Here is a 20,376-nt window from a genome sequence, read left to right as displayed (position 1 = left end):
GGGCGTCTCTATTGCTCAATTCCGGTCGTCCGGCAGCACCGGGATCGGCGCGACCTCGATGCCTTCCTCGATCAGTTCGCGGGCCTCGTCGAGCGAGGCCTCGCCATAGATCGGCCGGTGCTCGGTCTCGCCGTAATGCATCTTGCGGGCTTCGGTCGGGAATCGTTCGCCGACATCGTCGGCGTTCTTGACGATGTGGTCGCGCAGCTCCTTGAGCTTGGCGCGCAGCTCGCGCTCCTGCGCCATCATCAGCGCGGTCGATCCCGGCGGAATCACTTCCTGCGCTGGCGTCGGTGAGGCCGGTACCGGCACGGCCTCGCGGCCCTTCTTGCTGACGATGCGCGGCGCCATGATCGCCTTCTCGACCTTGGTCGAGCCGCAGGTCGGGCATTCCACCAGCTTGCGCTTCACCTGCGAATCGTAGGCCGAGGAGCTCTGGAACCAGCTTTCGAACGTATGGTCACGCTCGCAGCGCAGCGCATAGCGGATCATGCCGAGCCCCGCACCAGGTGCAGATAGTCCGGACCCGCGTTGGGGTCGGCGATGCCGAACCGGCGGCCGTGCTGCAGCGAAGGAATGGTCTGGCGCACGCTCTCGACCCGCGACGGATCGATGCGCGCCATGATCACGCCGGGCTCGACGCCGCCCTCGGCGAGAATCTCGCCCCATGGATCGATGATCAGCGAGTGGCCGAAGGTCTCGCGCTTGTTCTCGTGCAGGCCGCACTGGGCGGCGGCGAACACGAAGCATCCCGTCTCGATGGCGCGGGCGCGCAGCAGCGTGTGCCAGTGCGCCTCGCCGGTCTTGCGGGTGAAGGCGGAGGGCACGCTGATGAAGGAGGCGCCGCTCTCGGCCAGCGCGCGATACAGCGCCGGGAAGCGCACGTCGTAGCAGATCGTCAGCCCCAGACGACCCCAGGGCAGATCCGAGATCACGGCCGTCTCGCCCGGCTGATAGTTGGCGGACTCGCGATAGCTCTCACCGCCCGGCAGGTCGATGTCGAACATGTGGATCTTGTCGTAGCTCGCCAGCACGTTGCCCTCGGGCCCGATCAGGAACGAGCGGTTCACGGCCTTGTCTGCCGAGAAGCGCAGCGCCAGCGATCCGATGTGCAGATGGATGCCCAGCTCCTTGGCGAGCGCCTGATAGGCTTTGAGAGAGGGATCGTCCGCCTCGCTCTTGAGCTGCTCGAACAGCGCCGTCCGGTTGAGCTGCATCATGTTGCTCACTTCCGGCGTCTGGACGTACTCCGCGCCCTGCGCGACCGCTTCCCGGATCAGCCTGATGCCCTGCTCGAGGCTCGGCTCGGGCAGGAGCGAGGTGCGCATCTGCACCATGGCGGCGGTAAAGCTGCGGTCGTTGCTCATGATGTCGCCTTGTCTCCCGCCAGCATGGCGTCGAGCCGGCCCTCGCGATCGAGCGCATAGAGGTCGTCGCAGCCGCCGACATGGGTGTGGCCGATGAAGATCTGCGGAAAGGTCGAGCCCGGGCCGACACGATCATACATCTTCTGCCGGATCGTCGGATCCTTGCCCGCGTCATGCTCGGTGAAGGCAACGTTCTTGCGGGTCAGAAGCGATTTGGCGGCCGTGCAGTAGCCGCACCCCGGACGGGTATAGATTTCGATCGCAGCGGTCATGTCGCGCTCAGCTGTTACGGAACGACAGATTATATGGGAGCGCGGGGGGCATCGACAACCCGGGCGAAAACCAGCACGCTGACCTCGGCCGCCTTGGCGCGCAGCAGAGCGCGGGCGCAGGCATCCACCGTCGCGCCGGTGGTCAGCACGTCGTCGACGATGACGATGCGGCGCCCCTGCACGTCATGCAGGCGGTCTGAAGATACCTGGAATGCGCCCTGCACATTGCTGGCGCGCTGGGCGCGCGACAGGCCGACCTGCTGCTCGGTCGCCCGCACGCGGCGCAGCGCATCGCCCTGCATTCGGACGCCGCTGGACCGGGCGATCACCCGCGCCAGCGCGCCGGACTGGTTGTAACGCCGGCTGAAGCCGCGCCGCCAGTGCAACGGCACGGGCACCACGAGGTCGGCCTCGGCCAGCAGCTCGCGGCCGGCGCGAGCCATCCAGCGGCCCATGATCGGCGCCAGATCGGTGCGGTCCTGATATTTCAGCTGATGCACCAGGGTGCGGGCGACCTCGTCATAGCGCACGGCGGCGCGGGCGCGGGCATAGGCCGGTGGCGCCGCGATGGCTTCCATCGACAGCAGCTCGGGGCCCGGATCGTAGACGAAGGGGATGCCGAGCTTCGGGCAATACGGCCGCTCGATGAACGACAATTTGCCCCAGCAGGCCGCACACACGCCCTCGCCGTCGACCGGCTCGCGGCAGCAGATGCACAGGGTGGGAAGCGCGACGTCGAGTGCGAGCTTCGCAACGCGCGCGAGACTGCCATGCAGCGCGCCCACGGCTGCACGAAGTCGTCCGACGCTGATTGGAGCAAACGTCACACCCATGTGTTGAGGCTAGCGCCGCAACCCACGCGGCTCAAGCGGTGCATTGCCCGGCCACCAGGATCGGCGTAACCAGCCCCCATGACCCCGCCCGGCACCGCTCCCGTTCTGTTCGATCGCAGCTTGCTCGCGCTCAGGCTGCGGCGGGCTGCGCGCGCGCCCGAGACCTTCCTGCTGGAGCGCGTCGCCGAGGATGTCGCGGATCGCCTTGCCGCGGTGAACCGGTCCTTCACCGCGGCTGCCGACGTCTGGACGCCGGCCGCCGGCTTGAAGCCGTATCTTTCGGGACGCCTCTCGCAGCTCGCGCATATCGCCGCGCCCGCCACCGCGGACGAGCGGCTGCCGTTGGCCGCGCAGTCGCTCGATCTCGCGCTGTCGGCGCTGGCGTTTCAATTCGTCAACGATCTGCCCGGACTGCTGGTGCAGATTCGCCGGGCCTTGCGTCCCGATGGTCTGCTGCTGGCGGCGCTGATCGGCGGCGATACGCTGACCGAGCTCCGGCAGAGCTTCGCCGCCGCCGAAGCCGAATGCGAGGGCGGCGTCTCGCCGCGTGTCGCGCCGTTCGCCGATCTGCGCGACATCGGCGGTCTGCTGCAGCGTGCCGGCTTCGCGCTACCCGTCACCGACGTCGACCGCGTCGTGGTCCGCTATGCCAGCGCGCTCGGCCTGATGCAGGATCTCCGCCGCATGGGCGCGACCAACAGCCTGGTCGAGCGCCGCCGCACGCCGCTGCGCCGCGCCACCCTGCTGCGCATGGCCCAGATCTATGCCGAGCGCTTCGCCGATCCCGACGGCCGTATCCGCGCCACCTTCGACATCATCTGGCTGTCAGGCTGGGCCCCGCACGAGAGCCAGCAGAAGCCGCTGAAGCCGGGTTCGGCGACGGCGAGCCTCGAGGCGGCAGTGAACCGGAGCCCGCGCGCGGGAGCTGATGAATAGCTACTCTCGTCATCGCCGGGCTTGACCCGGCGATCCATCCCTCTTGAAGAGTCCGAATGTCGATGGATGCGCGGGTCAAGCCCGCGCATGACGAGTGAGCGTGAGGCTATCGCGGCGCCTCACATCAGCAGATCGATCAGATGCGGCAGGAGCGGAATGTCCGCCGGGGGCATCGGGTAGTCGCGCAGCTTGTTCGGCCGCACCCAGGCGAGCTGCTGTCCCTCGCGCGCGGTGACCACGCCTTCCCAGCGCCGGCAGATGTAGAGCGGCATCAACAGATGGAACGTCTCATAGCCGTGGCTGGCAAACGTCAGCGGCGCGAGACAGGCCTCGCGCACGATGATGCCGAGCTCCTCGTCGAGCTCGCGGATCAGGCTGGCTTCGGGGCGCTCGCCGGGCTCGAGCTTGCCGCCGGGAAACTCCCAGAGTCCCGCGAGCGTCTTGCCGGGCGGCCGCTGCGCCAGCAGCACACGATTGTCGGCGTCGACGAGCGCGCAGGCGACCACGAGCGTGAGTTTCAGGTCGGGCATGGTCCGATCGGTTTGAGAGGGATGCGCCGGTCCGAGAACCAAGTGCGCCTGTTGAGGGAATCTTAACCTAGGCCGTTTCGAGCCCGGTTTCCACGGTCGAAATAAGCCAACCTTAATGGCCGGCCGCGTATTTTCACGGGTGAACGCCATGGCCTCCTCATGGTTTGTTAGGCATCATTCATGCGAATTTTATCCAGCCTGCTCGGCCGCCTGCGGCACGACGTCAGCGGCAACGTCGCGGTGACGTTCGCGATCGTCTGCGTCCCGCTGATCACCGCGGTCGGCTGCGGCGTCGACTACAGCCGCGCCAACCAGATGCGCGCCAAGCTGCAGGCGGCGGTCGACGCCGCCTCGGTCGGCGCGGTGTCCCGGACCTCGCCGGCCTTCATCGCCGCAGGCACGATGACCTCGGACGGCGTGATCGCCGCCGGCAATGACGACGCGGCGAAGATCTTCAACGGCAACATGTCGGGCACCTCAGGCTATACGCTGACCAGCCTGACGCCGGAGGTGAAGAAGGCCGGCTCGGTGCTGAGCGCCACCGTGTCGTTCACGGCCACCGTGCCGATGATGTTCATGAACATCGTCGGGTTCAAGACCATGACCCTGCAGGGCTCGTCGACGGCCAAGGCCTCGATGCCGAAATACATCGACTTCTACCTGCTGCTCGACAACTCGCCGTCGATGGGCGTGGCGGCGACGCCGGCGGACGTGACCAAGATGGTCAATGCGACATCGGACGCAAGATACGGCAGCAACCGCTATTGCGCCTTTGCCTGCCACGACTACAACGATTCGAACAACTTCTATAACCTCGCAAAGAGCATCGGCGTCACCACCCGGATCGACGTGCTGCGCAGCGCCACCCAGCAGCTGATGGACAAGGCGCAGCAGACCCAGACCTATCCGAACCAGTTCCGCATGGCGATCTATGATTTCGGTGCGGCGTCGAAGACGATCGGGTTGCGGTCGCTGTTCTCGCTCTCGTCGAGCCTCTCCAGCGCCAAGAGTGCCGCCGGGAACATCGACCTGATGGGCGTGTATGGCAACAACGATTCCTATACGGCAGACAAGGATACGCCGTTCACCAGCGTGTTGCCGGCGATCAACAACGAGATTGCGACACCGGGCGACGGCACGTCGGGTTCGCCGCTGAAATACCTGTTCTTCGTCTCCGATGGCGTCGCCGACGAGAGCAATGCCGCGTGCCTGAAGCCCAAGGCCGGCGGCAACCGCTGCCAGTCGCCGATCAATCCGGCGCTGTGCACGGCGCTGAAGAGCCGCGGCATCAAGATCGCCGTGCTCTACACGACCTACCTGCAGCTGCCGACGAACAACTGGTACATGAACTGGATCGATCCGTTCAACAAGGGGCCGTTCGGCCCCTCGCCGAACAGCGAGATTGCGCAGAACATGCAGGCTTGCGCGTCCGATGGGTTCTATTTCGAGGTGTCGCCGACCCAGGGCATCTCGGATGCGATGCAGAAATTGTTCGACAGGGCGGTCGCCGACGCACGGATCGCGGGTTGAGTTGGCGCGGATTGCAATCAAAAATGGCGTTGATCGCCGTCACGACCTGAGGTGAAATCCCATCGGGTGCTCGACCCGATGGGAGGTTCGCGTGATCAAGGCTGCCGCGCTGGCGTGTGTGCTGGCTGTGGCGTTCTCGGCGGGGGCTTCGGCCGCCAAATGCATCGTACCGCCGTTCTCGACGCTGGAAAACCAGACGGCTCAAGGGCACATGTACGCTAAAACCGGCAAGCGCTGCAGCATCGCAGTCCTGCACTCGCGCGGACCGATTTTCGGCGTCCGCGTGCTGTCTGCTGCGAGCCACGGCGTGGTCTCCGTGCAGGGGGCGCAGGTCGTGTACGTCTCGAAGCCGGGCTTCGTCGGCGAAGACCACTTTGCCTACGTCCGGCACGGGGCCGATATGCTCAATCGGCCGGTGACCAAGGGCGTCGAGGTCACCGTCCATGTCAGCCAGCAGCTCTGATCCCGGCGGCTACGAGCGGTAGTCGCCGTTGATCGCGACATACTCCTTGGTCAGGTCGCAGGTCAGCACGCGGTCGCGGCCCTTGCCGAGGCCGAGCGCCACCTTGATCTGCACCTTCTGCGCCTTCATCGCCTCGGAGACTTCCGTCTCGTCATAGGACGGATCGCGCGCGCCCTTCGATGCGACGCGGATGCCGTTGAAGGAGATCGAGAGCTTGTCGCGGTCGGCCGGCTCGCCGGCCTTGCCGACGGCCATCACGACGCGGCCCCAATTGGCGTCCTCGCCGGCGATCGCGGTCTTGACCAGCGGCGAGTTGGCGATCGACATCGCGATTCTGCGCGCCGACGGCTTGCTCTTGGCGCCCTCGACGATGATCTCGACCAGCTTGCGGGCGCCCTCGCCGTCGCGCGCGACCTGCTCGGCGAGGTCGGCCAGCACGGCATTGAACGCCTTCACGAACGCTTTCGCGCGCGGATCGCTGGCGCGGCTGATCTTCGGCGCGCCCTTCGCCGCGGCGGCCCCGGTGGCGAAGGCGAGCAGCGTGTCGGATGTCGAGGTGTCGCCGTCGATCGTCACCGCGTTGAAGGTGTCCTCGACGCCGGCCTTGAGCAGGGCCTGCAGCGCGGGGGCCGAAATCGGCGCATCGGTGAAGATGAACGACAACATCGTCGCCATGTCGGGCGCGATCATGCCGGCGCCCTTGGCCATGCCGTTGATCGTCACCTTGGCCTTTCCGAGCTTGACGGTGGCGGTGGCGACCTTGGGGAAGGTGTCGGTGGTCATGATGGCGCGCGCTGCGCCCATCCAGTCCTCAGGGGCCGCGGTGCCCGCCAACCCTTCGAGCACGCCGTCGAACTTGGTCGCATCCAGCGGCTCGCCGATCACGCCGGTCGAGGCGAGGAAGATCTCGTCCTGCTTGCAGCCGACCGCCTTGGCGGCGATCGCCGCCGTCAGGGCCGTCGACTGCTTGCCGGTCTTGCCGGTGAAGGCGTTGGCGTTGCCGGAGTTGACCACCAGCGCGCGTGCCTTGCCGCCCTTCAGCTTGGCCCGGCACCATTCGACCGGCGCCGACGGGCATTTCGACAGGGTGAACACGCCGGCCACGGTGGTGCCGGGATCGAGCAGCGCCAGCAGCACGTCGGTGCGGTTCTTGTAGCGGATGCCGGCCGCCGCAGTCGCGAGCTTGACGCCCGCAACGGCGGGCATGTCGGGGACATCGGTGGGGGCGAGCGGGGAGACGGCTGAGGACATCGGAGAGGCTTCCGGCAGGAATGAGCGGGAAGCGCTCTGTATCATCTCGGTCGTCGTTGTGGGAGTGGATGTCACTGCACCCACTGCTGTCATCCCGGCGAACGCCGGGATCCATAACCAAAGGGTCCAGTTGGGAGCCCCGGTATCGGCCGCGTGCCTGTTTCAAACATCACGCGGTATGGGTCCCGGCTTTCGCCGGGACGACACCATTTATGACGCGACCATGTCCCGTCTCGAGCCAAGTAGCCGAGCCGCTTACTTCTTCGCCGGCTCGGCCGGCTTCGCGTCGGCGGGCTTCGCGTCCGCCGGCTTGGCGGCGTCGGCGGCCGGCTTGTCCAGGCGCTCGATCTTGGCGGCCTCGCGCAGCTTGCCGACGTAGTCGGCCTGGGCCTTGCGGGTGACGTAGGTCTCGATCTGGCCCTTGACCTGGTCGAACTCCGGCGGCTTGCGGCTGCGCTTTTCCTCGACCTTGATGACGTGCCAGCCGAACTGGGTCTTCACCGGATCGGAGATCTTGCCCGGCTCCAGCGAGAAGGCGACGTTGGCGAATTCCGGCACCATCTGCTCCTTGGTAAAGAAGCCGAGGTCGCCGCCGTCCGAGGCGCCGGGATCCTTGGACTTCTTCTTGGCGAGTTCGGCGAAATCGGCGCCCTTGGCGAGCTCGGCCTTGACGGCCTTGGCGTCGTCCTCGGTCTCCACCAGAATATGGCGGGCGTGGACCTCCTGCTCGCCACCGATCTGCTTGGCGGCCTCCTCATAGACCTTCTTCATCGCGTCCGGCGTGGTCGCGGCCTTGCCCTCGCTGGCCAGCAGGCTGTCCATCAGCAGCCGGTTGCGGGTGAAGGCGAGGCGCTTCTTGAACTCCTCGGTATCGGCGACCTTCTTGTCCTCGGCCGCCTTGGCGACCAGCTTCATGTCGATCAGGAACGACAGCACGTTCTCGTCCTTGGTCGCCGGATCCATCTGCGCGAGGCTCTGTCCGAGCTCCTCCTCGGCGAGCGTCACGTCGCTCTTGCGGATCTCGGCGCCGTTCACCTTGGCCAGCACCGGGTTGGCATCGTCGGCGGCGCGTGCGGGCGCGGCAAGCAGGGACAACGCGAGACTTCCGGCGAGAGCGGTGGCAAGGCCGAGGCGCAGGCCGGTTTTCGTAACCGGGAACGACGTGGTCATGGAAAATCCTTGTTGAGAAGAGGGGGCTCGAGGGGGAGGCCTCAGGGCGGCCGGGACACTCGCCCAATCGCCGTGCCTTGGCAACGCGAAAAGTCTGTCAATTTCGTGAAATCGGCGACAGGTTGGCGACGACGGCCCCGCTGTCGGGCGCCGTTGACAACGTTCCCCCCCAGCCATATCTCTGCCCGGTCGCTTCAAGGGCGATGGCGCTTATTTTGCTGCGTTTTTGGCCGTTGAACCCTGGTTTGCCTGTCTCCCACTCATCTGGCGGACGCCGCCCGGCGCCGAAGGTCGAGGCTGGCGCGGGTGCTGCGGTGCATCACGTCGGGAACAGCAAACCCAAACCATGAGTTACGGCTGCAACGCAGACCCATAGAGGCAGGATTTCAGCAATGATCGGCGCGCTCGCCCGTAAGCTATTCGGCTCCGCCAACGACCGTCGCGTCAAGGGTTACCAGTCCCGTGTCAATGCCATCAATGCGCTGGAGCCGGAGCTCGCCAAGCTGACCGACGAGCAGCTCAAGGCGCGCACCGAGGAGTTCAAGAAGCAGCTCGCCGACGGCAAGACGCTCGACGACATCCTGGTCCCGGCCTTCGCCACCGTCCGCGAGGCCTCCAAGCGCACCCTCGGCCAGCGCCATTTCGACGTCCAGCTGATCGGCGGCATGGTGCTGCACGAGGGCGACATCGCCGAGATGAAGACCGGCGAAGGCAAGACGCTGGTGGCGACCCTCGCAGTCTACCTCAACGCGCTCGCCGGCAAGGGCGTCCACGTCGTGACGGTGAACGACTACCTCGCCCGCCGCGACGCCGGCTGGATGAGCCAGATCTACGGCTTCCTCGGCCTGACCACAGGTGTGATCGTGCACGGCCTCGACGATGCCGAGCGCAAGGCGGCCTATGCCTGCGACATCACCTACGGCACCAACAACGAATACGGCTTCGACTATCTGCGCGACAACATGAAGTACCGGCTGGAGGACATGGTCCAGCGCGGGCACTTCTTCGCCATCGTCGACGAGGTGGACTCCATTCTCATCGATGAAGCGCGCACGCCGCTGATCATCTCCGGCCCGCTCGACGATCGCTCGGAGTTCTACAACACCATCGACACCTTCGTGCCGAAGCTCGACAAGACCGACTACGAGGTCGACGAGAAGCAGCGCACGGTGACGCTCACCGAAGCCGGCATGGAGAAGATCGAGACCCTGCTGCGCGATGCCGGCCAACTCAAGGGCGAGTCGCTCTACGACGTCGAGAACGTCTCCGTCGTCCACCACATCAACCAGGCGCTGCGCGCGCACACGCTGTTCACCCGCGACAAGGACTACATCGTCCGCGACGGCGAGGTCGTGATCATCGACGAATTCACCGGCCGCATGATGCCGGGCCGGCGCTATTCGGAAGGCCTGCACCAGGCGCTCGAGGCCAAGGAGCACCAGCCGGTGCAGCCCGAGAACCAGACGCTGGCCTCGATCACCTTCCAGAACTACTTCCGGATGTACGAGAAGCTCGCCGGCATGACCGGCACGGCGGCCACCGAGGCCGACGAGCTGTTCGACATCTACAAGCTCGAGGTGCTGGAGATCCCGACCAACCTGCCGGTCGCGCGTCTCGACGAGGACGACGAGGTCTATCGCACCCAGCAGGAGAAATACGCCGCCATCCTCGCCGAGATCGAGCGGGCGAATTCGCGCCTGCAGCCGGTGCTGGTCGGCACCGCCTCGATCGAGAAGTCCGAGGTGCTGGCCGCCTATCTCAAGCAGCACGGCTACAAGCAGATCGATTTCGGCAGCGAGCGCGCGCTCGACAAGCTCTATGCCGCGGCCCGCGCCGGCAAGCCGGCAAAGCTGTTCGCGGTGCTGAACGCGCGCTTCCACGAGCAGGAAGCCTACATCGTGGCCGAAGCCGGCGTGCCCGGCGCGATCACGATCGCGACCAACATGGCCGGCCGCGGCACCGACATCAAGCTCGGCGGCTCGCTCGAGATGCGCCTGCAGCAGGAGACCGCCGGGATCACCGACGAGGCCGAGAAGGCCGCCAAGATCGAGCAGATCAAGGCCGACATTGCCCGCTTCCGCGAGATCGTGCTGAAGGCCGAGGAGACGGTCGAGATCGAGCCCGCCAAGGGCTCGAAGGCGGCGAAGACCGTGACCAAGCCAGGCGGCCTCTACATCATCGGCTCCGAGCGCCATGAATCCCGCCGCATCGACAACCAGCTGCGCGGCCGCTCCGGCCGTCAGGGCGACCCCGGCCGGTCGAAATTCTTCCTGTCGCTGGAAGACGACCTGATGCGCATCTTCGGCTCCGACCGGCTCGACAGCATGCTGACCCGGCTCGGCCTGAAGGAAGGCGAGGCCATCATCCATCCCTGGATCAACAAGGCGCTGGAGAAGGCGCAGCAGAAGGTCGAGGCGCGCAACTTCGACATCCGCAAGAACCTCCTGAAGTTCGACAACGTCCAGAACGACCAGCGCAAGGTGATCTTCGACCAGCGCGTCGAGCTGATGCAGGACGAGAGCGTGGTCGAGACGATCACCGACATGCGTCACGCCTTCATCGACGATCTCGTCGCCAAGCACGTTCCCGAGCACGCCTATGCCGAGCAGTGGGACGTCGCCGGCCTGAAAGAAGAGCTGAAGCGCGTGCTCGACATCGACCTGCCGGTCGACGAATGGGCGAAGGAAGAGGGCATCGCCGACGAGGAGTTGCTCAAGCGCATTGAGACCCACGCCGACGAGCGCATGGCCGCCAAGGTCGCGCAATGGGGCCCCGACGTGATGCGCTACGTCGAGAAGACCATCCTGCTGCAGACGCTCGACCACCTCTGGCGCGAGCACCTGGTGATGCTCGACCATTTGCGCCAGGTCATCGGCCTGCGCGGCTACGGCCAGCGCGATCCGCTGCAGGAGTACAAGTCGGAAGCCTTCACGCTGTTCGAGGCGATGATCGCGCATCTGCGCGAGGCCGTCACCGCGCAGCTGATGCGGGTCGAGATCGTGCCGCCGGAGGAGCAGCAGCCGGTCCTGCCGCCGATGCAGGCGCACCACGCCGATCCCAGCACCGGCGAGGACGAGATGGCCTTCGCCAACGTGTCACTCGTGCCCTCTTCGGGCGCCGCCCCGGTCCCGGCCGAAGCGCGCAACCCCAACGACCCCACCACCTGGGGCAAGATCGGCCGCAACGAGGATTGCCCCTGCGGCTCCGGCAAGAAGTACAAGCACTGCCACGGCAGGTACGCGTAAGCTCGGGTCGAGGTCTCTCTTCCGTGATGGCGAGCGCAAGCGAAGCAATCCAGAGATCCGCCCACGACTCTGGATTGCTTCGCGGAGCCTGTCATCCGGCCGCGCTTTGCGGGGACCGGGCGGCTCGCAATGACGCTTGTTGATCGAGCCGCGCCGAACACACCGCCGTCATCCCGGCGTACGCCTGGATCCATAGCCACCGGCTTACCTGCAGCGACACTTTGATAACTCCAGCATGTCGCGCTGCGTCCGGCTGAAACCATGGGCCAAGGTCCGCGCACAACGAGGCTATTGCTGTGCTTGCCTGCGGCTGTGCTGAAGCCAGCCTGATCTCCAGCTTCGAATCCGCGCGACGGAGCGTTGCATCGCACCGGCCTTGAGCTCGCCCGCGCACACAGCAGCCGTCAGCGCACCGTTGATCTCGCGGCCGACATCGGAGGTCTGGTCCTCGTCGCTGAATTTGGTGAACATGATGATATCAGCGCCCGCCTTGACGGCGGCGATGGCGGCGGCGGCCGGCGGCTTGGCATCGAGGATGGCCTTCATGGCGAGATCGTCCGTCATCACCACGCCGTCATAGCCGAGCTCGCGGCGCAGCAGCCGATCGATCGCACGGCCGCCGCTCTGGGTGGCGACGCCGCCCCATCGGCTTGAATGCGCGAGATGCCCGGCCATGATCGCGCCAGCCAGTCCCCGCCTGATCAGGCGCCTGTACGGCTTCAGCTCCGCCGATGACCAGGTGGTCGTGACGTCGGCGATGCCGGCGTGGCTGTCGGCGGTGGACGATCCATGCCCCGGGAAATGCTTGAGCACCGTCAGGATGCCCTGCCTTCGGTGCGCCCGGATGAAGGCTGCCGCGTAGCGCACCACCGTGTCGGCGTCGCGGCCATAGCTGCGTTGCCGCTGACCGATGATCGGGTTCGACGGGTTGGTGTTGAGATCGACCACCGGCGCGAGATTCATGTTGATGTGCAGCGTCGCGAGCTTCTCGGCGAGTGCCGCGTAAGCGCGGCGCGCCGCCGGGACGGAGCCGCGGGCGATCTCCGCGGCCGACGGCGTTTCCGCAAGGCCGACATTCGATCCGAGCCGCTCGACCGTTCCGCCTTCATCGTCGATGGCGATGAACGGAGGAGCCGCGCATTTGCAGGACCGGAGTCGATCGATCATCGCGGCGAGATCATCTGACGTTCCGACATTGCGGCCGAGGATCACGACACCGCCGATCAGCCCCTCCTCGAGATCGGACAGAATCTGCTGAAATCCGGCATCCGATGCCTTGGTCCCGAAGAAGCCGGCCATGATCATCGGGCCCACGAGCCGCGACGTTGCCGCTGTGTTGCGGCAGCCGGCGGCAAGGCCGGCGTGCCCCGAGTGCATCAGGAGTGCGAGGGCGAGGGACAGTCGGCCCAGTCGTCGCAGCATTGCGATCACGCCTCGCGGCTGTGGAGGTGACTCGCTCATATGCACGGGGTCAGATCGCCGCGAAGGCAAATCTCAGGTTGTTGACAGGCTCGCGACCGTCGCCCCCTCGGCAATGGTCCGCGGCGCGGCATTGAGCTGCTCGATGGCAAACCCTGCCGCCTTCTTGTAGCCGGCCATGAACGCGTCGCGCTCGGCCGGTGGGATGACCTCGTCAATATTGGTGAAGGTCCCGCCGCAGCGCTCGTCGACCAGATTGAGCAGGCCGAACGGGCCGGCGCCGCGGTTGCGCAGGATGACAGCCGAAATCGGGCCGCACAGTTTCTCGTCATAGGCGGCGAGCGCGGCCGGCGTGACGCCGTGCGCGAGCAGGCAGGTACCGAGCACGCGGGCGTCGACGATCGCCTGGCTCGCGCCATTGGAGCCGGTCGGGTACATCGCATGCGCGGCGTCGCCCATCAGCGCGACCGGGCCATCGACCCAGGTCGAGACCGGATCGCGGTCGATCATAGGGTTCTCATAGGCGCCATCGGCGCCGGCGATCAGCGCGGGCACGTCGAGCCAGTCATAGGTCCAGCCGGCAAAATGCTGGGCGAACTCACTCACCGGCACCTGCCGGAACCAGCCGGTCTGCTTCCAGCCCTCGGTGTTGTCCATCGTGACTTCCGCGATCCAGTTGATCAGCGCCAGCCCCGTCCGGGGATCGGGATGCGAGATCGGATAGACCACGACGCGGTGGCGATGGGTGCCGAGCCCGACGAAGGACGAGCCGGTGCGCATCGGCTTCGCCCAGGTCACGCCGCGCCACATCACCGCGCCGCCCCAGTGGATCGGCGGCTGCGTTGGGTGCATCTGCGCGCGCACCGCCGAATGAATGCCGTCGGCGCCGATCAGGAGCCGCCCGCGCTGCTCGGAATGCGACCCATCGGCATGCTCGACGCGTGCGGTCACGGAGCCGTCCGCGTTTTTCTCATAGCCGGCGACGCGGCTGCCAAGCCGCACGGCGTCGCGCCCGGCACGCTCCACCAGCCGGCTGTACAGCAGCACATGCAGCTTGCCGCGGTGCACGGCATATTGCGGCCAGTTGTAGCCGGCTCCGAGCCCGCGCGGCTCGGAATAGATGTCGTTGCCGTTCAGCCCGACCAGCGCCCATTCGCGGGCGGGCACGCCGACCTGATCGAGATCATCAGCGCCGATGCCGAGATCATACAGCTCGCGCACCGCATTGGGCTGCAGATTGATGCCGACCCCGAGCGGCCGCATCTCCCGCACGCTTTCATAGACCACACAGGGCACGCCGATCTGCTGCAGGGTCAGCGCCGTCGCGAGGCCGCCGATGCCGCCGCCGGCGATGATTACGGGAAGGTCGGTCATACGCTTGATCCGTTGCACGCAGGAAGGACGCTAATGGAAGGGGCGGTGACGGCAGCCGATGCCACGGGCCGGAGCTGGCCGCGCAAACCCGTCCTCCCCTGGGTCACCGGCCGGTGTCCCGCCCGGCGGCTTCTGAAAAGGCCTAGTGCAGAAGGCCCGCCCAGACAAGGGCAATGGCCGCCGCTGCGGGGTATGATAGTCTGCCGCCATGCGGCGTCCCTCTCTCGTCCTCAGCCTCGTTCTGCTCCTGCTTGCGAGCCCAGCCATGGCCTTTGATATGGCATTCGATATCGAGGCCCATCGCGGTGGTCGCGCGCTGCATCCCGAGAACACGCTGCAGGCGTTCGCCGCCGCGCTGGCAATGGGGGTGGACACGCTCGAGCTCGATGTCGGCGTCACAAGCGACGGCGTGCTCGTGATCTCGCATGAGCGGCGCCTCAATCCCGATCTCGCCCGCGACGCCGACGGTAACTACGTCGCGCCACCTGGTTCGCCGCTGATCGAGCTGCCGCTGGCCGAGGTGCAGTCCTACGACATCGGCGAGATCCGCCCTGGCAGCGACTACGCCAAGCAGTTTCCGGAGCAGCGGGTCTTGTCCGGTCCAGGCGTTCCACCGCCGCGAATTCCGACGTTGAAACAGCTCATCGACCTCGTGCGCGGCTCGGGCGACGCGCATGTGCGGCTCAACATCGAGACCAAGCTCGATCCCGATCATCCAGCGGAGGCGCCCGACCCGGAGCGCTTCGTGAGTCTGCTGCTCGGCTTGATCGAGGCGGAGCATTTCGCCGACCGCGTGATGATCCAGTCGTTCGATTGGCGCACCCTGCAATTGGTGCAGCAGCGCGCGCCTGCCATTCCGACCGTGTATCTGACGATCCAGCGCGGCAGGTCGCCGAACGTCTCGCTGACCCAGGCGACACATTGGACCGCCGGTTTCAATCCCGCCGACCACGGCGGCTCGCTGCCATCAACGATTCATGCGGCGGGCGGCAAGGTGTGGTCGCCTTATTTCGCCGACGTGACTCTCGAGCTGATCAGCGAGGCGCATGCGCTCGGCTTGCAAGTCGTGGTGTGGACCGTCAACAAGCCGGATGACATGGCCCGGCTGATGGATATCGGCGTCGACGGCATCATCTCCGATCGGCCGGACCTGTTGCGCAAGGTGGCTGCTGAAAAGGGTTTGGCAAAGCCTGTGGGACAGCTGCACATTCAGCGGCCGGCGCCAGGCCTTCCGGAGAAATAGAATCGTCTCGATGTACTTCCGCGGGCAGGTCGCGCGGCCTGGTCAAGGCGTGAATCGTTTCGTCATGAACAGGCTGAGTGGGTCGAGGCGGTAGGTACCGAAGGGCCCGCAATCCCGATAGCCGACGCTGCGATAGAGCTGGATCGCCTGTGGCTGTCTGATGCCCACTTCGAGGCTGATGCGATCGACGCCGCGCGCCCTGGCCTCGCTTTCCAGTGTCCCGAGGAGCCTGCGTCCGAGCCCGCATCCGCGTGCCGCTTCGTGCACGAACAGTCGCTTGACCTCTGCATGTGCCGCAGCGATCGGCCGAAGGGCGACCGAGCCGAGCAGCGATCCGTCGCGACGGCCCGCAAGGAAGACGACTCCGGGCGCCGAGAGCGCGGTGACATCGACTGGAAAACTGCCTTGAGCGGGGTAAAGCGTTCGCAGATAGGCGTCGGCCTCCGCCATGAGGGCCGCTACGTCGGCCTGCTTGGCATCCTCGACCGCGATGGTGATGTCGGTCTCGTTCATCTGCAAACAGCCTGGCGAACTGAACCCGCTGCCATGATGCCAGAACACAACCGTCGCGATCAAATGCCGAGCGGGGCCTCACCCCATCACCACCTCATGCCGGATCACGAACGGTGCCAGCAGCGCGTGCACCTCGTTCTCAACAGCCTCGCGGCTCTCCGCCGGCACGTTGCGCAAGGTCACCGTGGCGATGCTGCCGTGGCTGCCATGGGCGCCGACCTTGACGTTGCAATCGATGCCGCGGTCGGTCAGTTGCGACAACACCTTGGCGAACACCCGCGTCGCGGCGTCCCAGCGCAGTTGCGGCTTGAACACCTTGCCGACGCCGGTCACCGGCATCGGATCGATCGGGATGATCTGCACCGGCACCGCCGCGCGCTCGGGCGTGCGAGCGCGGACCCAGTCCTCCAGCTCGCCCGGCTGCACGCTTGCGCCGGGCTTGAGCTGCACATAGCCGATCGGCAGCTCGCCGGCGTAGGCGTCGGGCTGGCCGACCACCGCGGCGAAGCCGACCGAGGGATGCTGAAACAGGATCTCCTCGATCGGCGCCGGATCGATGTTGTGGCCGCCGCGGATCACGAGATCCTTTGCGCGGCCGGTGATCCACAGGAAGCCGTCGGCATCGAGCCGGCCGAGATCGCCGGAATTGACCCAATGTCCCTGGACGAAGGCGCCCTTGTTGTGGGCGTCGTCGAGATAGCCGGAGAACACGCCGGGCCCGGCCATGATGACGACGCCGATCTCATCCGTTGCGCAGTCGCGCTCATAACGCCCGTCGGCATCGAGCTTGACGATCCGCACCTTGGCGTAAGGCAGCGGCAGGCCGACCGAGCCGAGCCGGATCGGCTGGTCCGGATAGGCCATGGTGTGCACGCTCGCGGTCTCGGTCATGCCGTAGACCTCGATCACCGGCAGCTTGAGCTTGTCCATGATCGCCTGCCCCACGGCGACCGGAATCGCCGAGCCGCCGCCCGCGGCATAGCGCAGACTGGAGATGTCGGCCGCACCTTGTGGCACAGCCAGAGTCGCGGCGAGCACGGTCGGCACGCTCGACAGCGTCTCCGGCTTGAAGCGCTCGACCAGGCCCCAGATGTTGCGCACCGCATTCGGATTGCGCCAGCCGGCGCCCGACAGCACGACGAGGGACCCGCCCGCCGACAGCGTCTGCAGCGCCTGGGTCAGCGATCCCCCGACATGGAATAGCGGCATGCCGAACAGCAAGGTGCCGCCGGGCTTGGCCTTCAGGACCAGGTTGATCCCCCAGGCCTGATAGACCTGGTTGCCATGGCTGTGGCGCACCAGCTTCGGCGTGCCGGTCGTGCCGCCGGTGTGGAAATAGGCGGCGGTGTCGCTGGCCTTGATCTGCCGGCCGCTGACGAGGTGGTCGCTCGGCTGCGCTCCGATCAGGTCGTTGAACGCGTGAATGCCGTTGGCGGGGTCACCGCCGCCGCCATGCACCTGCACGATCGCCTTGAGGTGCTTGAGGCCGCCGCGCACCTTCTCGACCTTCTGCCAGATGTCGGTGCCGGGCAGGGGGCCGAGCGCCACCAGCACCTTGGTCCTGGCGGCATCGAGAATCTCGGCGATCTGGTGCGGCTCGAGCAGCGGATTGACCGGGTTGGCGATGCCGGCGGCCTCGGCGCCGAACAGCGTGACGAAGGCGTCGGGCACCAAAGGCAGCATGAAGCTGACGACGTCGTCGGGGCCGACGCCGAGCGCATGAAACATGTTCGCCGCCTGCGTCACCCGGGCGATGAAGTCGCGATAGGAGATCACGACCGGCGTGTCGGCCGGATCGGCGTTGGGCAGAAACTGGATCGCCGGCGCATCCGGGTTGACCGAGGCGCCGCACTTCAACGCCTCATAGGTGCTCTGCGCGGCGATCCGTTCGCCATACGGCGTCTGCTCGAAGGCGCGGATGTCAGCGGTGCTTGCGAATGTCGGATAATCGCTGCCGATGGCGCGATCGAGCAGGTGAATGCCCATGGCCTGTCCTCCCTGTGTCGTGTCCTCGTCCGGTCGATTGCGGCCGGCGACTGCGCGCGGGCTCTATGCGGCCCGTTCGTCGCGATCGTCACAGGACAGGATGAGGGAGGATTCGTCTTGCGTCTATCCCGGCGTTGCCGGGCGGACCGCCCGATTTGCCGCAGGCGAGGAGACGAGGCGTGGTCAAGTCGTCTTGATGCGACGCGAAGACCGCTCCGATTTCCGCGTCATTGCGAGCGCAGCGAAGCAATCCAGGGTGGTGGGCGGGGCTCTGGATTGCTTCGCTGCGCTCGCAATGACGGGAGGATAGAGCTTAGCCCTAAATGTCGGCCGCGCAGCGTGCCTCAGCTCGCCGCGTCGATCAGATTTTCCAAGAGCCGCTTCAGCTCGCCGGTGGCCTTGTCGCCGTAGTTCTCCAGGATGTGCGCCTCCTGGCTGGCGGCCAGCGAGTTCAGCCGCTTGCATAGCGCCTTGCCATGATCGCTGATGAACATCAGCACCTTGCGCCGGTCGTGGGCGTCCTGGCGGCGGTAGACCAGCGAGTCGGAGACCATGCGGTCGATCATCTTGGTCAGGGTCGGGTGGTTCAGCAGGACCGCGTCGGCGAGATCGCCCATCGAGTGCCCCTCGCCGTCGGAGAGCACCTTGAGGATGCGCCACTGCTCGACGGGCACGCCCTCGGTGCTCAGGCGTGACTCCAGCTGCCGGTTGATCTCCCGGTTGGCCTGCGCGAGCAGGTAGGCGAGATGTTCGGTGAGGGGGCTGTTGGGATGGGGCGGTTTGGCCACGGTGAACTTCGCTTGCGGTCCCGGTTTGAATGAATGTCCGGCAGTAGCTGCCCGATCTATATGCATCCCAATTCTTGAACATTCAACATTTTCGAATAGGATATTTGCCGAACGCGTGCTGATTTTGACGGCGTATGACCGCCGGCCCACAATGGGCCAGGCACGGTTGCGGCCAAGGAGTGGGTGTGCTCTCGACAGGATCTGTCACGGCCGGGCGTCTCCGTCTGCCGCCATCCCTGCTGTTCAGGAGCCCGCCCCGGCGGGCCGGCCTTCCTGCACTCGCCCCCTTCGATCCTGACCGTATCCAGCGGCGCGGCTCCCAGAACAGGCTGCGCATCGGCAACTTCCTCACCTTCTCCGGGTCACCCGGCATCTGGGGGCCGGCCGCGACCAACAGCGCGCTGCTCGCGGTGTCCGACATCAACCGCCACGGTGGCATTCTCGGGCGCGAGATCGAGTTGTCGTTCTACGATTCCGGCGGGCCGGCGGACGAGGTGGCCGAGCGCGCCAGGGACGCGCTCGAATTCGACGACATCGACGTGGTCATGGGCTCGCATATCAGCGCGGTGAGGCTGGCGCTGCGCCGGCTCACCCGCGGACGCATCCCCTATGTGTATACGCCGGTCTATGAAGGCGGCGAGCGCACGCCCGGCGTGATGGCGATCGGCGAGACGCCGCACAGCCAGACGCGCCCCGCCATCCACTGGCTGGCGGAGAACAAGCGCGCCCGGCGCTGGTATCTGATCGGCAGCGACTATGTCTGGCCGTGGCAGTCGCACCTCCAGACCAAGACCTTCATCACCGAGGCCGGCGGCCAGGTGGTCGGCGAGGAGTTCGTGCCGGTGGGCGAGGATGATCACGAGGCGCATCTGGCGCGGATCCGCGCCGCCAGGCCCGACGTCGTGCTGATCTCGCTGATCGGCACCGACAGCATTACCTTCAATCGAGCCTTCGGCGAGTCGGGCCTCGCCGCGACCACCCTGCGTCTCGCCGGCGCGGTGGACGAAACGGTGCTGCTCGGCATCGGCGCCGACAACACCGAGAACCTGTATTCGGCCTCCGGCTATTTCAGTTGCATCGGCTCCAAGGCCAATGACGCGTTCATGAGCCGCTACACCGCGATGTTCGGCGCCGATGCGCCGCCGGTCGGATCGGTCGGCCAGTCGAACTACGAGGGCCTGCGCTTTCTCAAGGCGGCCGCCGAGCGCGCTGGCTCGCTGTCCCTGCGACCGCTCGCTGCCGCCGGCCGCAACATCGTCTATTCCGGCGCACGCGGCGAGGTGACGATCCGGCAGGGCCGCGCCGGCATGGCGATGCATCTCGCCGCGGCCGACGGGCTGGACTTCAAGATCATCCGCACGTTCTGAGTAACGCTGCGCCGAGCTTGGCCGGGCTGCGTGCCGCGGTCACCCTCCCCTGGAGGGGAGGGTCGCCTCACGGGGCGCGAAGCGGCGCG

General features: G+C 66.5%; 18 protein-coding genes. 6 read left to right on the top strand and 12 right to left on the bottom strand.

Going from position 1 to position 20,376, the window contains the following annotated elements:
* Positions 1-15 precede the first annotated feature (15 nt).
* Genes QX048_RS11925 through QX048_RS11910 form a run of 4 tightly spaced genes read right to left on the bottom strand, consistent with a single transcriptional unit; the run spans position 16 to position 2,472 of the window.
* Positions 16-492: a DUF1178 family protein gene (locus tag QX048_RS11925; RefSeq protein WP_315751936.1), complete on the bottom strand. Its 477-nt coding sequence runs from the start codon at positions 490-492 to the stop codon at positions 16-18.
* Positions 489-1,367 carry a carbon-nitrogen hydrolase family protein gene (locus QX048_RS11920; protein WP_315715195.1) on the bottom strand — a complete coding sequence of 293 codons (879 nt, stop codon included), beginning with the start codon at positions 1,365-1,367 and terminating at the stop codon, positions 489-491. Before QX048_RS11920 ends, QX048_RS11925 begins: the two co-directional genes overlap by 4 nt.
* The gene (gene grxC / locus QX048_RS11915) at positions 1,364-1,639 is read right to left on the bottom strand and encodes a glutaredoxin 3 (protein WP_315715197.1); all 276 of its coding nucleotides are present in this window, start codon (positions 1,637-1,639) and stop codon (positions 1,364-1,366) included. Before grxC ends, QX048_RS11920 begins: the two co-directional genes overlap by 4 nt.
* Positions 1,640-1,668: 29 nt before the next feature.
* On the bottom strand, positions 1,669-2,472 hold the full coding sequence (locus QX048_RS11910; RefSeq protein WP_316200497.1) for a ComF family protein: 804 nt from the start codon (positions 2,470-2,472) through the stop codon (positions 1,669-1,671).
* A 78-nt stretch (positions 2,473-2,550) separates the two neighbouring features.
* Between QX048_RS11910 and QX048_RS11905 the strand changes: the two genes are divergently transcribed.
* On the top strand, positions 2,551-3,408 hold the full coding sequence (locus tag QX048_RS11905; RefSeq protein WP_316193276.1) for a methyltransferase domain-containing protein: 858 nt from the start codon (positions 2,551-2,553) through the stop codon (positions 3,406-3,408).
* Positions 3,409-3,527: 119 nt separating this feature from the next.
* On the opposite strand, the gene QX048_RS11900 is transcribed toward QX048_RS11905, so the two are convergent.
* Entirely contained in the window at positions 3,528-3,938 is a 411-nt protein-coding gene (locus tag QX048_RS11900) for a (deoxy)nucleoside triphosphate pyrophosphohydrolase (RefSeq protein ID WP_316166260.1), read from the bottom strand.
* A gap of 180 nt (positions 3,939-4,118) precedes the next feature.
* On the opposite strand from QX048_RS11900, the gene QX048_RS11895 reads away from it, so the two are divergent.
* Both QX048_RS11895 and QX048_RS11890 read left to right on the top strand, forming a co-directional pair.
* Positions 4,119-5,468, top strand: a complete 1,350-nt coding sequence (locus tag QX048_RS11895; protein WP_316193277.1) for a TadE/TadG family type IV pilus assembly protein — start codon at positions 4,119-4,121, stop codon at positions 5,466-5,468.
* A gap of 91 nt (positions 5,469-5,559) precedes the next feature.
* Positions 5,560-5,931, top strand: a complete 372-nt coding sequence (locus tag QX048_RS11890; RefSeq protein WP_316193278.1) for a hypothetical protein — start codon at positions 5,560-5,562, stop codon at positions 5,929-5,931.
* Positions 5,932-5,940: 9 nt separating this feature from the next.
* Here the strand turns inward: QX048_RS11890 and argJ are convergent, their stop codons facing one another.
* Together argJ and QX048_RS11880 are read right to left on the bottom strand one after the other, a co-directional pair.
* A complete protein-coding gene (gene argJ / locus QX048_RS11885) occupies positions 5,941-7,182 on the bottom strand; it encodes a bifunctional glutamate N-acetyltransferase/amino-acid acetyltransferase ArgJ (RefSeq protein WP_315715203.1) in 1,242 nt (413 codons plus the stop codon).
* A 255-nt stretch (positions 7,183-7,437) separates the two neighbouring features.
* Positions 7,438-8,352 carry a peptidylprolyl isomerase gene (locus QX048_RS11880; RefSeq protein ID WP_316193279.1) on the bottom strand — a complete coding sequence of 305 codons (915 nt, stop codon included), beginning with the start codon at positions 8,350-8,352 and terminating at the stop codon, positions 7,438-7,440.
* A gap of 392 nt (positions 8,353-8,744) precedes the next feature.
* Here QX048_RS11880 and secA point away from each other — a divergent pair, with 392 nt between their 5' ends.
* The gene (secA, locus tag QX048_RS11875; protein WP_315715205.1) at positions 8,745-11,597 is read left to right on the top strand and encodes a preprotein translocase subunit SecA; all 2,853 of its coding nucleotides are present in this window, start codon (positions 8,745-8,747) and stop codon (positions 11,595-11,597) included.
* A 288-nt stretch (positions 11,598-11,885) separates the two neighbouring features.
* Here the strand turns inward: secA and QX048_RS11870 are convergent, their stop codons facing one another.
* Complete coding sequence (locus tag QX048_RS11870; protein WP_315825532.1) at positions 11,886-13,019, bottom strand: glycoside hydrolase family 3 N-terminal domain-containing protein; 1,134 nt, start codon at positions 13,017-13,019, stop codon at positions 11,886-11,888.
* 72 nt (positions 13,020-13,091) lie between these two features.
* Entirely contained in the window at positions 13,092-14,390 is a 1,299-nt protein-coding gene (locus QX048_RS11865; RefSeq protein WP_315825531.1) for a flavin-dependent oxidoreductase, read from the bottom strand.
* A gap of 265 nt (positions 14,391-14,655) precedes the next feature.
* On the opposite strand from QX048_RS11865, the gene QX048_RS11860 reads away from it, so the two are divergent.
* Entirely contained in the window at positions 14,656-15,633 is a 978-nt protein-coding gene (locus tag QX048_RS11860; protein ID WP_015670085.1) for a glycerophosphodiester phosphodiesterase, read from the top strand.
* Positions 15,634-15,675: 42 nt separating this feature from the next.
* Here QX048_RS11860 and QX048_RS11855 read toward each other — a convergent pair whose 3' ends face one another.
* The 3 genes from QX048_RS11855 to QX048_RS11845 form a co-directional block, all read right to left on the bottom strand.
* A complete protein-coding gene (locus QX048_RS11855) occupies positions 15,676-16,146 on the bottom strand; it encodes a GNAT family N-acetyltransferase (protein ID WP_015670084.1) in 471 nt (156 codons plus the stop codon).
* 78 nt (positions 16,147-16,224) lie between these two features.
* On the bottom strand, positions 16,225-18,132 hold the full coding sequence (locus QX048_RS11850; RefSeq protein WP_315825530.1) for an acyl-CoA synthetase: 1,908 nt from the start codon (positions 18,130-18,132) through the stop codon (positions 16,225-16,227).
* A gap of 344 nt (positions 18,133-18,476) precedes the next feature.
* Positions 18,477-18,920 (bottom strand): MarR family winged helix-turn-helix transcriptional regulator, encoded by a 444-nt coding sequence (locus QX048_RS11845; protein ID WP_315715212.1) that lies wholly within the window; start codon positions 18,918-18,920, stop codon positions 18,477-18,479.
* Positions 18,921-19,105: 185 nt separating this feature from the next.
* Here QX048_RS11845 and QX048_RS11840 point away from each other — a divergent pair, with 185 nt between their 5' ends.
* Entirely contained in the window at positions 19,106-20,287 is a 1,182-nt protein-coding gene (locus QX048_RS11840; RefSeq protein ID WP_315825529.1) for a substrate-binding domain-containing protein, read from the top strand.
* The last annotated feature ends 89 nt before the right edge of the window (positions 20,288-20,376 follow it).

It is taken from the genome of Bradyrhizobium sp. SZCCHNS30572 (assembly GCF_032484415.1).
Lineage (GTDB): Bacteria > Pseudomonadota > Alphaproteobacteria > Rhizobiales > Xanthobacteraceae > Bradyrhizobium.
This window is presented reverse-complemented; position numbering and strand designations above follow the sequence as displayed.